Annotated in this window: 12 protein-coding genes; 5 read left to right on the top strand and 7 right to left on the bottom strand. The window is 62.7% G+C overall.

All coding sequences use genetic code 11. From position 1 onward, the window contains the following. Positions 1-68 precede the first annotated feature (68 nt). Complete coding sequence (locus ACU688_RS13850; RefSeq protein ID WP_448185180.1) at positions 69-1,127, bottom strand: tetratricopeptide repeat protein; 1,059 nt, start codon at positions 1,125-1,127, stop codon at positions 69-71. 66 nt (positions 1,128-1,193) lie between these two features. Continuing rightward, positions 1,194-2,087, bottom strand: coding sequence for a bestrophin family protein (locus ACU688_RS13845; protein ID WP_448185179.1), 894 nt, complete (start codon positions 2,085-2,087; stop codon positions 1,194-1,196). A 217-nt stretch (positions 2,088-2,304) separates the two neighbouring features. On the opposite strand from ACU688_RS13845, the gene ACU688_RS13840 reads away from it, so the two are divergent. The 5 genes from ACU688_RS13840 to ACU688_RS13820 all read left to right on the top strand — a co-directional run bounded on the left by ACU688_RS13840 (position 2,305) and on the right by ACU688_RS13820 (position 7,954). Continuing rightward, on the top strand, positions 2,305-3,948 hold the full coding sequence (locus ACU688_RS13840; RefSeq protein ID WP_448185178.1) for an AMP-binding protein: 1,644 nt from the start codon (positions 2,305-2,307) through the stop codon (positions 3,946-3,948). A gap of 21 nt (positions 3,949-3,969) precedes the next feature. Then, entirely contained in the window at positions 3,970-4,737 is a 768-nt protein-coding gene (locus ACU688_RS13835; protein WP_448185177.1) for an SDR family NAD(P)-dependent oxidoreductase, read from the top strand. A 13-nt stretch (positions 4,738-4,750) separates the two neighbouring features. Further along, positions 4,751-5,935 (top strand): acetyl-CoA C-acyltransferase, encoded by a 1,185-nt coding sequence (locus ACU688_RS13830; RefSeq protein ID WP_448185176.1) that lies wholly within the window; start codon positions 4,751-4,753, stop codon positions 5,933-5,935. A 106-nt stretch (positions 5,936-6,041) separates the two neighbouring features. Continuing rightward, positions 6,042-7,169 (top strand): acyl-CoA dehydrogenase, encoded by a 1,128-nt coding sequence (locus tag ACU688_RS13825; RefSeq protein ID WP_448185175.1) that lies wholly within the window; start codon positions 6,042-6,044, stop codon positions 7,167-7,169. An 11-nt stretch (positions 7,170-7,180) separates the two neighbouring features. Further along, positions 7,181-7,954: an enoyl-CoA hydratase gene (locus ACU688_RS13820; RefSeq protein WP_448185174.1), complete on the top strand. Its 774-nt coding sequence runs from the start codon at positions 7,181-7,183 to the stop codon at positions 7,952-7,954. A gap of 147 nt (positions 7,955-8,101) precedes the next feature. Here the strand turns inward: ACU688_RS13820 and ACU688_RS13815 are convergent, their stop codons facing one another. The 5 genes from ACU688_RS13815 to ACU688_RS13795 form a co-directional block, all read right to left on the bottom strand. Further along, the gene (locus ACU688_RS13815; RefSeq protein ID WP_448185173.1) at positions 8,102-9,253 is read right to left on the bottom strand and encodes an acyl-CoA dehydrogenase family protein; all 1,152 of its coding nucleotides are present in this window, start codon (positions 9,251-9,253) and stop codon (positions 8,102-8,104) included. 3 nt (positions 9,254-9,256) lie between these two features. Next, a complete protein-coding gene (locus ACU688_RS13810; RefSeq protein ID WP_448185172.1) occupies positions 9,257-10,360 on the bottom strand; it encodes an enoyl-CoA hydratase/isomerase family protein in 1,104 nt (367 codons plus the stop codon). A gap of 117 nt (positions 10,361-10,477) precedes the next feature. Beyond that, positions 10,478-11,185: an HPP family protein gene (locus tag ACU688_RS13805; protein WP_448185171.1), complete on the bottom strand. Its 708-nt coding sequence runs from the start codon at positions 11,183-11,185 to the stop codon at positions 10,478-10,480. Positions 11,186-11,348: 163 nt separating this feature from the next. Then, positions 11,349-11,576: a hypothetical protein gene (locus ACU688_RS13800; protein WP_448185170.1), complete on the bottom strand. Its 228-nt coding sequence runs from the start codon at positions 11,574-11,576 to the stop codon at positions 11,349-11,351. Between the two features lie 203 nt (positions 11,577-11,779). Next, a complete protein-coding gene (locus ACU688_RS13795) occupies positions 11,780-13,396 on the bottom strand; it encodes an ArnT family glycosyltransferase (RefSeq protein ID WP_448185169.1) in 1,617 nt (538 codons plus the stop codon). Positions 13,397-13,399: the final 3 nt, after the last annotated feature.

Genomic DNA, 13,399 nt, shown 5'->3' with positions numbered 1-13,399 from the left:
CCTTGGGCGCGCCATATTTACTTGACCGTGATGGCCCGTAGCCGTTCAACGATTTTTTTTCGAGGGCGCTACAGGCCTTGCTGCAAGGCCGGGTCGTCGGGATTTTGCTGTTCCAATTGGGCGAGCAATACCTGGACGTTCTGCAACTGGCCACTTTCCTTCCAGTAGTTGACCAACAGCACCCGTGCTTTGCGGTTGGCGGGATGGCGTTGCAGGATTTCTTCCAACTGCCGTTGTGCGGCTTCCAGTTCGTTCTGCGCGTGCAGGGTGGTAGCCAGGTCGTAGCGATAATCCTGATTGTCCGGCTCCAGCTCCACGGCCTTGGACAGGCCAAGCAACGCATACGGACGCTCGCCGTGGTGCAGCAACCACAGGCCGAGGGCGTGTTGCAGATAGGCTGAGTCAGGGTGCGCCGCCAGTTGCCGCGCGAGCAATTGGCGGGATTCCTCGCTCTTGCCTTGTTTATCCAGCAACTCGATTTGCGCGACCACCGCCTGCAGGTTGTCCGGCTGCAAGCGCATGGCCTGTTCCAGGGCGTTTTGTGCATCCGTCAGCAAGGCGCTGTGGATGTACAGCTGCGCCAGTTGAATCCAGCCCTCGGCGGTTTCGGGTTGGGCCTTGAGGTATTTGACGAACTCGTCGAGCACCTGCTGCAAGGGGCCGAAGTACAGGCCCAGGGTGTCGGGCGACAGACCGAGCAGGGCGTTGGCGGCGGCAAAGCGCACGCTTTGTTCCGGGTCGTCCAGTGCCGGGCCGAGCAACAGCGTGCGCTGGCCGCTGGGCACCAGGCCGACAATGCTGTGGATCGCCGCTTCACGCACTTGCGGCGACTCGCTCATCAGGTCCTTGTCGGCCAGCTTCAAGGCTTGCGGGCTGGGGTAATTGGGCAACTCGGCGTGCAGCGCAGCGCGGCGCTCCGGGGACAGGTCCGGGCGGCCCAATTGCTGATACAACACGCGCGCCGCCCCCGGCTCGCCATTGCGCGCCTGTTTCAGGGCTTTGGAATAACCATGGGCAATTGCCGGCGGCACGGCCACCTGGCTGGAGCGGGAGAAATACCAAGTGATCAGCACAATCAACAGCAGGGCGCACAGGCCGACGATGGAGTAACGGCGTGACTTAGACATGCAGGCGTCCGCAAGTATTACAAAGCCGTCAGCTTCGGTCAGCGCAGGGCAGGTGTCAAACCCGCGTCAGGTCAGCACGTATTCCACCGGCTCCAGGGCGGGCGGCAAGTCGGTTTCACCGAGGGCGGCGCGCACCTCGCGCTCCAGGTTGCGCAGGATGGCGTTGCACGGCAGGTCGTTTTCGTCGAAACCGAACGGGTCTTCGAGGTCATCGCCGATTTCGTCGAGGCCAAAGAAGGTGTAGCTGACGATGGCGGTGAACACCGGCGTCAGCCAACCGAGCGGCTCGGCCATGGCAAACGGCAGCAGGATACAGAACAGGTAAATAGTGCGGTGCAGCAGCAGGGTGTAGGGGAAGGGCAGCGGTGTGCTCTTGATTCGCTCACACGACGCCTGCACTTGGCTCAGGCTGACCAGGCGGGCTTCCAGCTGGGTATAGCGCCACTCGCTGATCACCCCGCGTTCTGCCAGTTCGGAAAAGCGCGCGCCCAGTTGTTGCAGCACGCTGTCCGGCAGGTTCGGGTGCGGCGCCGCCACCGCTGCCCAGGGCTTGATCGCCAAGGCTTCATCTTCGTGGCGCAAACGCGCGATCAGCCCATGGGCAAAACCACACAAGCCGCGCAACAGCCCGGCACGCTCAGGCGAATCCCCCAGCACCTGGGTTTCGCGGATCAGCGAGCGCACATCGATGATCATCTGCCCCAATTGCTTGCGGCCTTCCCACCAGCGGTCGTAGCAGGCGTTGTTGCGAAAACTCATGAAGATCGAAAGCGACAGGCCCAATAACGTAAAGGGCGTGGCGTTGACCTTGGAAAAGTAGGCGGGGTGCCAGGTTTCCACCAGCACGATCACCGACGCCAGCAACGTCACCAGCAGGCTACGCAAGGCAATGCGCTTGGCAATCGAACCCTTGAGGGAAAACAGGATGCCCACGAGGTTGGGCTTGGGACGAACAATCATCGGGTGGGGACTTCTTTGGTGGCGCAGGCCCTCAGGTTAGAAGCTCGCTGCCAACGCGTCCAATCGCTTGGGCTGACCGGTTGATCGGCGGGGTCGATGACTGGCCAAACCAGTCAGCCATGTTGATAGCTTTGACCATTGCTGCTGGGGCGCGCTAGAGCGACTATTTCCGTGGTTTACGTCCTGAAAATAAAAAAACACAGAAGGATTTGAAGCGATGCGTGACTACTTGGCTGCCACCACCGGATTTGACTACCCGCACACTGTTGACGCCGCACTGGCCGGCACCCTGCAAGGCCTCAATGCCTGCGTGGAGTGCTGTGACCGCCACGCGCTGCCAGGGCGCATCGCGTTGTTCTGGGAGGGCAAGGACGGGCGCAGCGCCACCTCGACCTTTACCGACTTGCAGGACCAGGCCGCACGCTTCGCCAATTTCCTCCTGGCCCAGGGCGTCAAGCGTGGCGATAAAGTCGCGGGGCTGTTGCCGCGCACGGCGGAATTGCTCGTGGTGGTGCTTGCCACTTGGCGCATCGGCGCGGTCTATCAACCGTTGTTCACCGCCTTTGGCCCCAAGGCCATCGAGCACCGCCTGACCAGCTCCGGTGCGGCGCTGGTGGTCACCGACGCGGTCAACCGGCCCAAACTGGCGGAAGTCGAAGGCTGCCCGACCATCGTCACGGTCACCGGCGCCAAGGGCGAAGGCCTGGTGCGCGGCGATTTCAGTTTCTGGGCCGAGCTGCCCACCTATTCCAATGTCTGTGAGCCGGTGCTACTGGGCGCTGACGAGCCGTTCCTGCTGATGTTCACCTCGGGCACCACCGGCCCGTCGAAAGCGCTGTCGGTGCCGCTCAAGGCCATCGTCGCGTTCCAGAGCTACACCCGCGACGCCGTGGACCTGCGCCCCGAAGACGCGTTCTGGAACGTCGCCGACCCAGGCTGGGCTTACGGCATCTACTTCGGCGTGACCGGCCCGTTGTCCATGGGCCACCCGATCACCTTCTACGACGGCCCCTTCACTCTGGAAAGCACCTGCCGGGTGATCAACAAATACGGGATTACCAACCTCACCGGCTCGCCCACTGCCTACCGCCTGTTGATTGCCGGCGGCGAGCAGTTCGCCCATTCGATCAAGGGCAAGCTGCGCATCGTCAGCAGCGCCGGCGAGCCGCTGAACCCGGAAGTGATCCGCTGGTTCGCCGACAACCTAGGCGTGACCATCCACGACCACTACGGCCAGACCGAACTGGGCATGGTGCTGTGCAATCACCATGGCCTTGAGCACCCGGTGCATGTCGGCTCGGCCGGGTTTGCCTCGCCGGGGCACCGCATCGTCGTGCTGGACGATGATTACCAGGAGTTGCCAGCGGGCCAGCCAGGCATCCTCGCCATCGACCGCGAGCAGTCGCCGATGTGCTGGTTCGCCGGCTATGACGGCGTGAAGACCAAGGCATTTGTCGGCAAGTACTACCTGAGCGGCGACACCGTGGAGCTGAACCCCAACGGCAGCATCAGTTTTGTCGGGCGCAGTGACGATGTGATCACCACGTCCGGTTACCGCGTCGGCCCGTTCGACGTGGAAAGCGCGCTGGTGGAGCACCCGGCGGTGATCGAAGCGGCGGTAGTCGGCAAACCGGACCCCGAGCGCACCGAACTGGTGAAAGCCTTCGTGGTGATCAACAGCCAATACCGCGCCACCCCGGAGTTGGCCGAGGAGCTGCGCCTGCACGTGCGCAAACGCCTCGCCGCCCATGCCTACCCACGGGAAATCGAATTTGTCAGCGACTTGCCCAAGACCCCGAGCGGCAAGCTGCAACGTTTTATCTTGCGTAACCAGGAAATCGCCAAGGCGGCGGTGGCCTGATCCACTTTTAAGGAAACAATGATGCAGATCGAAAACAAGGTATTCCTGGTCAGCGGCGGCGCTTCGGGCCTCGGCGCGGCCACTGCGGAGATGCTGGTCGCCGCTGGTGCCAAGGTCATGTTGGTGGACCTCAACGCCGATGCCGTCGCGGCCAAGGCCAAGCAACTGGGCGAAAATGCGCGTAGCGCCGTGGCCGACATCAGCCAGGAAGCGGCTGCCGAAGCCGCAGTGCACGCTGCCGTTGCAGCGTTTGGCGGTTTACACGGCCTGGTCAACTGCGCCGGCGTGGTGCGCGGCGAGAAGATCCTCGGCAAGAACGGCCCCCACGCCTTGGCCAGCTTTGCCCAGGTGATCAACGTCAACCTGATTGGCAGCTTCAACCTGTTGCGCCTGGCGGCTGCGGCCATCGCCGAAACCGAAGCGAATGCCGATGGCGAGCGCGGCGTGATCATCAATACGGCCTCGGTGGCCGCGTTCGACGGGCAGATCGGCCAAGCGGCGTATTCCGCCTCCAAAGGCGCGATTGCCAGCCTCACCTTGCCCGCCGCCCGTGAGCTGGCGCGCTTTGGTATCCGCGTGATGACCATCGCCCCGGGCATTTTCGAAACGCCGATGATGGCCGGCATGACCCCGGAAGTACGCGATTCCCTGGCCGCTGGCGTGCCGTTCCCGCCGCGCCTGGGCAAACCGAGCGAATACGCCGCGCTGGTGCGTCACATCATCGAAAACAGCATGCTCAATGGCGAGGTGATCCGTCTCGACGGCGCCTTGCGCATGGCGGCCAAGTAAGGAGTTTGAATCCATGACTGATCCCATCGTAATTGTCAGCGCCGTGCGCACGCCCATGGGCGGCTTCCAGGGCGACCTCAAGGGCCTGACCGCACCGCAACTGGGTGCTGCCGCGATTCGTGCCGCCGTCGAGCGCGCCGGTATCGCCCACGATGCTGTGGATGAAGTGCTGTTCGGCTGCGTACTGCCCGCCGGCCTCGGCCAGGCGCCTGCACGCCAGGCGGCATTGGGCGCCGGGCTGGACAAGTCCACTCGCTGCACGACCCTGAACAAGATGTGCGGCTCGGGCATGGAAGCGGCCATCCTGGCCCATGATTCGCTGCTGGCCGGCAGCATTGAGGTGGCAATCGCCGGGGGCATGGAAAGCATGTCCAACGCGCCGTACCTGCTGGACCGTGCGCGCAGCGGCTATCGCATGGGCCATGGTCGCGTGCTTGACCATATGTTCCTCGACGGCCTCGAAGATGCGTATGACAAAGGCCGCCTGATGGGCACCTTTGCCGAAGACTGCGCCGAGCACAACGGTTTTACCCGTGAGGCCCAGGACGCGTTTGCCATCGCCTCCCTGACCCGCGCCCAGCAAGCGATCAGCGACGGCAGCTTTGATGCGGAAATCGTCCCGGTGCAGGTCACCGTGGGCAAGGAACAGAAAACCATCCAGCACGACGAACAACCGCCGAAAGCCAAGCTGGACAAGATTGCGAGCCTCAAACCTGCCTTCCGCGACGGCGGCACAGTCACGGCGGCGAACTCCAGTTCGATTTCCGATGGCGCGGCGGCGTTGCTGCTGATGCGTCAGTCCGAGGCGCACAAACGCGGCCTCAAGCCTTTGGCGGTGATCCACGGGCACGCGGCGTTTGCCGACGAGCCGGGGCTGTTCCCGGTGGCGCCGGTGGGGGCGATTCGCAAGCTGATGAGCAAGACCGGCTGGAACCTCGACGAGGTGGACCTGTTCGAAATCAACGAAGCCTTTGCCGTGGTCAGCCTGGTGACCATGAGCAAGCTGGAAATCCCCCACAGCAAGGTGAATATCCACGGCGGCGCCTGCGCCCTGGGCCACCCGATTGGCGCGTCCGGTGCGCGCATCCTGGTGACCTTGCTCGCGGCCCTGCGCCAAAAAGGTCTCAAGCGTGGCGTCGCCGCCATCTGCATCGGCGGTGGTGAAGCCACGGCCATGGCCGTCGAATGCCTGTATTGATCAACTGCAGCTGCAAGTTTGTAGCTGCAAGCTTCAAGTAAAAGCTGATTGGCTTTGACTTGTTGCTTGCAGCTGAAAGCTTGTAGCTGCTCAAGGAATTTCCACCATGTTACCCAATGACGAACAACTGCAAATCAGCGACGCGGCCCGGCAATTTGCCCAGGAGCGCCTGAAACCTTTCGCCGCCGAGTGGGACCGCGAGCACCGCTTTCCTAAAGAAGCCATCGGCGAAATGGCCGAGCTGGGCTTTTTCGGCATGCTCGTGCCCGAGCAGTGGGGCGGTTGCGACACCGGTTACCTGGCCTACGCCATGGCCCTGGAAGAGATCGCCGCCGGCGACGGTGCGTGCTCGACCATCATGAGCGTGCACAATTCAGTGGGCTGCGTGCCGATCCTCAAGTTCGGCAACGACCAGCAGAAAGAACAATTCCTCACGCCTTTGGCCAGCGGCGCCATGCTTGGCGCGTTTGCGTTGACCGAACCCCAGGCCGGCTCCGACGCCAGCAGCCTGAAAACCCGTGCGCGCCTGGAAGGTGACCACTACGTGCTGAACGGCTGCAAACAGTTCATCACCTCCGGGCAAAACGCCGGGGTCGTGATTGTGTTTGCGGTCACCGACCCGGCGGCGGGCAAGCGTGGGATCAGCGCGTTCATCGTGCCCACCGATTCCCCCGGCTACAGCGTGGCGCGGGTCGAGGACAAGCTCGGCCAGCATGCGTCCGACACCTGCCAGATCCTCTTTGAAGACGTCAAAGTGCCGGTGGCCAACCGGTTGGGCGAGGAGGGCGAAGGCTACAAAATCGCCTTGGCCAACCTCGAAGGCGGGCGCGTGGGCATCGCCTCGCAATCGGTGGGCATGGCCCGCGCCGCCTTTGAAGCGGCGCGAGACTACGCCCGTGAGCGCGAAAGCTTCGGCAAGGCGCTGATCGAACACCAGGCCGTGGCATTCCGCCTGGCGGACATGGCCACGCAAATCGCCGTCGCCCGGCAGATGGTGCATTACGCCGCCGCCCTGCGTGACAGCGGCAAGCCGGCGCTGGTGGAAGCCTCGATGGCCAAGCTGTTCGCCTCGGAAATGGCCGAGAAAGTCTGCTCGGCCGCCTTGCAAACCCTCGGCGGTTACGGTTACCTGAGCGACTTCCCCCTGGAGCGCATCTACCGCGATGTGCGGGTCTGCCAGATTTACGAAGGCACCAGCGATATTCAACGCATGGTCATCTCACGCAATCTCTAAGGAGCCGATACATGAGTTACGAAACCATCCTGCTCGAAGTCCAGGGCCGCGTCGGGCTGATTACCCTCAATCGCCCACAAGCCCTGAACGCGCTGAATGCGCAACTGGTCAGCGAACTGAACCAGGCGCTGGACGGCCTGGAAGCCAACCCTGAAATCGGCTGCATCGTGCTGACCGGCTCGAAAAAAGCCTTCGCCGCCGGCGCCGATATCAAGGAAATGGCCGAGCTGACCTACCCGCAGATCTACCTCGACGACCTGTTCAGCGACAGCGATCGCGTGGCCAACCGCCGCAAGCCGATCATCGCCGCCGTCAATGGATTCGCCCTCGGTGGCGGCTGTGAACTGGCGTTGATGTGCGACTTCATCCTGGCAGGCGATGGCGCCAAGTTCGGCCAGCCGGAAATCAACCTCGGCGTGTTGCCGGGCATGGGCGGCACCCAGCGGCTGACCCGCGCCGTGGGCAAGGCCAAGGCCATGGAAATGTGCCTGACCGGGCGTTTTATCGACGCGGTGGAAGCCGAGCGTTGCGGCATCGTCGCCCGTATCGTGCCGGCCGATGAACTGCTGGAAGAAGCGCTGAAAGTCGCCACGCTGATCGCCGGCAAGTCGGTGCCCATCAGCATGATGGTCAAGGAAAGCGTGAACCGCGCGTTTGAAGTCAGCCTGTCGGAAGGCGTGCGCTTTGAGCGCCGGGTGTTCCATGCGGCGTTTGCGACGCTGGATCAGAAGGAAGGCATGGCGGCGTTTGTGGCCAAGCGTGCGCCCGAGTTCAAAGACAAGTAATTCCCGAACACAGAAGATCAAACTGTGGGAACTGGACCCTGTGGGAGCTGGCTTGCCTGCGATAGCATCACCTCGGTCTAACAGATAAACCGAGGTGTCTGCATCGCAGGCAAGCCAGCTCCCACATTGGGTTATGCAGTGTGTCAGTTAGAGTTGGTAGTTCTTGAGTTCCCTGGCAATCACCATCCGCTGAATCTCGCTCGTCCCTTCATATATCTGCGTGATCCGCGCATCCCGGTAGTAACGCTCCACCGGGTAATCCTCCAAGTACCCATAACCACCATGAATCTGCATCGCTGACGAGCAGACTTTTTCCGCCATTTCCGAGGCAAACAGCTTGGCCTGGGACGCTTCCGACAGGCAAGGCTTGCCGGCACTGCGCAGGCGGGCGGCGTGCAGGATCAGCAAGCGCGCGGCATTCAGGCGGGTTTGCATGTCGGCGAGCAGGTTGGCCACGCTCTGGTGCTCGATGATCGCCTTGTCGAACTGCACCCGGTCACGGGCGTAGGCCAATGCCGCTTCGAACGCCGCACGGGCGATGCCCAGGGCCTGGGCGGCGATGCCGATGCGGCCGCCTTCGAGGTTGGACAGGGCAATCGCCAGGCCCTTGCCACGCTCGCCCAGCAGATTGGCCTCAGGCACGCTGCATTGGTTGAGGGTCACGGCACAGGTGTCCGAGGCACGGATACCCATCTTGTGTTCCGTGCGGTCCACCACAAAGCCCGGCGTGTCGGTGGGCACCAGGAACGCGGAGATACCTTTTTTGCCGAGGTCGGGATCGGTCACCGCAAACACGATGGCCAGCTTGGCGCGCTTGCCGTTGCTGACAAACTGCTTGGCACCGTTGATCACCCACTGGCCGTCACGCAGTTCGGCACGGGTGCGCAGGTTGTGGGCCTCGGAACCGGCCTGGGGTTCGGTCAAGCAGAAGCAGCCAATCGCCTGGCCGCTGGCCAGATCGGCAAGCCAGGTTTGTTTCTGCGCTTCGGAGCCGTAGTTGAGGATGGGCCCGCAACCCACTGAATTATGGATACTCATCAGCGCGCCCGTAGCGCCATCACCCGCAGAAATCTCCTCGACGGCGAGGGCGTAGGCCACGTAATCCACGTAGGTGCCGCCCCATTCTTCCGGCACCACCATGCCCAGCAAACCCAGCTCGCCCATCTTGGCCACCAGGGCATCGTCGATCCACCCGGCTTTCTCCCAGGCTTGGGCGTGGGGCGCGATTTCACCCCGGGCGAAGTCGCGCGCCATGTCGCGGATCATCACTTGTTCTTCTGTGTATTCAATATCTTGCATGGCTTATCTCCCAACAGACTTGAAGTCACTGAAGAAGCTGTCGACCTGGTGCGCGTCCAGCTCAGCCACCGTGGCAGGGTTCCAGCGTGGGGCCTTGTCCTTGTCGATGATCAAGGCGCGAACGCCTTCGATCAGGTCGCCGCGCTCGAACCATTGACGGTCCAGGTGCAACTCCAGGGCAAAGCACTGTTCCAGTGGCAGGTGGCGGCCACGGCGCAGCATTTCGAGCGTGACTGCCATGGCCAACGGCGAGCGGGTTTGCATCAGCGCTGCCGTGGCGAGTGCCCATTCATGGCTGTCGGCAACGGTGACTTGCTGCAGTTGCTCGACGATGCTCGGTACGTCCGGCAAGGCGAAGAAGTGGTCGATGGCTGGGCGCAATGCGGCCAGTGGCGCATCCGGCAAGTGCTGTACGCCGAGTTTGGCGAGCAGGCCTTGCAGGTCCTTGAGGGGCGATTCGTGCCAGTGCAGGCGGTCCAGCTTCTGGTCGAGGTCGGCCAGCTTGGCGCTTTCCAGGTACCAGTCGGCCAAGCCGCAATACAGCGCATCGGCGGCGCGGATCTGCACGCCGGTGACCCCCAGGTAAATCCCCAGCTCACCGGGAATACGCGGCAGGAAGTAGCTGCCGCCGACGTCCGGGAAGTAACCGATGGCCACTTCCGGCATGGCCAGGCGGCTGCGCTCGGTGACCACGCGCAGGTCGGCGCCTTGCACCAGGCCCATGCCGCCGCCGAGGACAAAGCCATCCATCAAGGCGAGGACGGGTTTGCGGTAGTGGTGGATGGCGAGATCGAGGGCGTATTCCTCGACGAAGAAGTCTTCGTGCAGGGTGTCGCCGCTGTTGAAGCTGTCATACAAGGAGCGGATATCGCCCCCCGCGCAGAAGGCTTTTTCCCCGGCGCCGCGCAGGACCACCGCATATACCGTGGGATCGTCGGCCCAGGCGTGCAGGTGGTGGCTCAGGCTGCGGACCATGTCCAGGGTAATGGCATTCAGGCCGGCGGGGCGGTTGAGGGTGAGGTGGCCGATATGGTTGCGGACTTCGGCGAGTATGTCGGCTTGAAGATGGTCGGTGTGGCTTGCCTCGGATGAAACCTGAGCAGTCATCGCTAACTCCCTGCTTTTATTGTTCTTTATCAAGATGTTCGGGGACGAACCTTCTTGCGATCCTACCAGTGCAAATTTGCCCAGTACACCGGGGAATCATGCAGGTCGTTGTTGCATTTATGCGCGACGACTGAGCACTTCGCCAATGCTACGCCGACGCGCATGGCCTTGCGCCGCGTGGATCAGTTGCTCAAGCTCGGAGGGTTGCACATCGTAGAACTGCTCCATCTCGGCCAGGGCCCGTTTCAGGTCGGCGGCGGTGACCTCGGGGTCGATGACCGGCGCGCTGCTGCCCACCATCGCAGGGCCCGGCACTGGCAAACCCTTGGGATAACGCGTGCGCGTGGCGTTGTTGTAGGCCAACGCGCAGCCCAGCAATGCGCCAGCACCGAGCATCACCGCGCCCAGTTCTTGCCAGCCGAGGGCGATGGAGGCCGGGTCCGCCAGTACCAAGGTCATGGCCAGCCCGCCTGCGGGGGGATGCAGGCAGCGCAGCCAGCAGATCAGGATCACGGTCATGCCGGCGGCAAGGCACGCACTGCCCAGCGTTCGCCCCAGTACACGCGCTACCAGCAGCGCAACGACAGCGGCACACAGGTAGCTGCCGATAATCGACCAGGGCTGGGCCAGCGCACCGGATGACACTGCAAACAACAATACCGCCGACGCCCCCAAAGGGCCGAGCAGGTGCAGCGCCACCTCCATGCCAAATACCTGGGCGCACGCCCATACACTGAGCAGGGTGCCCAAGGCCATGCCGATGGCGGCACGGCTCCATTCGGCGGGACGGGTATTGATGGCAGCAGGTAACCAACGAGCAAGCATTGCGATAGATCCATAAACAGCAGGCGAAAAAAAAGGCTTGCCTGGTTTCCCGGAAAAGCCCTTGAAAGTTCCACATTTGGGGGAGGAACCCGCGCAGTGTGCCCACCTCGATGCAGCGACGCCACTGCATATTAATGCAGGTTAAATGCAATAAAATTGAAGATTAATAGGTGATAGGTGTAGACGAGTGGCTAACGACCCCCAGGATCCGATCACGGCTCTCTTCGCTCAGCAGCTGCTTGTGCAGGTTGTCGCGCAGCCCTGGGTCATCGGACAAGGGGCCATTCAACGCGACAACCGCGTCACGCAACCCCATCAGGCGGTGCAGGCCGACATGCAGCTGTTCGGGCATCTGCAGTGAGTGAGTTTCAGGCAATAAGTCATTGGGCACGGCGTGGTCCTTTCAATGAAGCCCGCCGCGTTTGAGTTCACGGCGGGCAGCGTCCTTGGCATGTTCCATTGGTAGTAAATAGTTACCGCAATTGGCGACCGAGTTTACATTTTGGATCCATGAGCGGGAATGGCAAAAGGCACCAGCCATTACGCATAGCTGTGTAGGAGCTTTCGTGAGGGAGCCGGCCGAAGCCGGCTGGATCAGGGTTGTGGCGTCGCCGTCAGGTGCAGCAGCACATAGGGATTTTTGTCGAACTCACCCACCAGTGTCGGGGTGAGCGCGCGCAGGCGGGGCTCCTTCAAGGCGGCGTAGTCGTCCTCGCTCATCACCAACCAGGCCGGAGCCTGCAACGGCGCCAGGTCCGTGGTTGACTGGGTGAACAACGGCACACGGTCGCACTCGAGATTGACCATCAGCTTGATCGCCTTGGCGTCTTTGCCCAGGCCATGCAACACCACGGGCGCAGGTTGCTGGTTGATCTGTGCCTTGACCGCCAGGCTGAAGGTGCGCGTGTCGTAGAGCGTACGCTCCAGCGGCTCGACCACCACGATGTAGGTCGCCCACAATGCCAGTACCGCCGCCAATGCCGGGCCTGCCGGACGCAAGCGCGGCTTGAACCACGCGAGCAACGCCAGTACCTGCAACGCGCCCAGCACGCCGAAGATCAGGCGCAAGTCGCCCACCTGCTCGGCGTAGCGGCGACGCACCACCAGCAGGCCAATGAACAGCAGCGCCGGCAACAGGGTCCAGATGCCCAGCAGCAAACCGCGCAGCCAGGCATACACACGCCCTTGGGTGACCTGAAACGGATACGCCGCAATGATTGCCGCCATCGGCAGCATCGGCAGCACATAACGCGCCTTCTTCGCCTGTGGGATTGACAGGCCGAGCATCACCAGCAAGCCCGCAGCCGCGCAGTACAGCACCAGTTGCAAGGCCGGCTCCGGCGCGCTTTTGCCGCCGATGGCCACCGCCAGCAGCACCAACAGGGCCATCGGATACGCCAGCGCGTAGTTGCCCATGGAACTGGTGAAGTAATACAGCACACCGCTGGAGCCTTCGCTGCCGTCCATGCGCCCGAGGAATTGCATGCGGATAACGTCCTGCATGAACACCTCGCCACCGCTGAGCTTGGCCAACAGCAGCAACACCCCGACACAGGCCATCAGCAGCGCCAGTGCAAGCAAGCCGAAGCTGAACAGTTGCCGCCACTGGCGGTTGATCAGGTAGTAGCTGCACAACACGCCGGTTGGGATCACCAGGCCAATCGGCCCGCGTATCGCAAAGCCTGCGATCAACAGCAGATACACCCAGTGCAGGCGTTTGCCCGCGCCGAAGTGATCATGGGCGTAACCCAGGTAAAACACCGCCAGGGTCACGGCGGCGAGCATCTGGTCCAGGGACACGGCGCGGGTTTCGCTGACGAAGGTGCTGCTGAGCACCAACATCGCCACGCTCAGCAGGCCCCAGCGCGGGGAGTAGGGCGCCGTGAGGCGGTACACCAGGATCACGATCACTGCCGAGGCAATCGCCGTCGGCAACCACGCCGTGAAGCTGGTGACCTGGCCCAGCGGCAACGAGAACAGCCAAGTCAGCAGCGTCGAGGTCGCCAGGTAATCGGCATACGGTTGGCCGTAGGTGGTGGGGAAGAAACTCGGGCCATGGCGCAACATCTCCTGGGCGAACAGCACGAAGCGTGAGTCAAACCCGATGATCGCTTGGTGCCAGTTGCCGGCGATAAACAGCAGCAGCGCCAACAGCCCCAGCAGCAGGGACTGGCGGCGCACTGTGGCATCTATTAAGAGCGCTTTGTTCACGTC

It is taken from the genome of Pseudomonas acericola (SeqCode) (assembly GCF_053456465.1).
The sequence above is the reverse complement of the archived record's forward strand: the minus strand, read 5'-3'. Positions and strand labels throughout refer to the sequence as shown.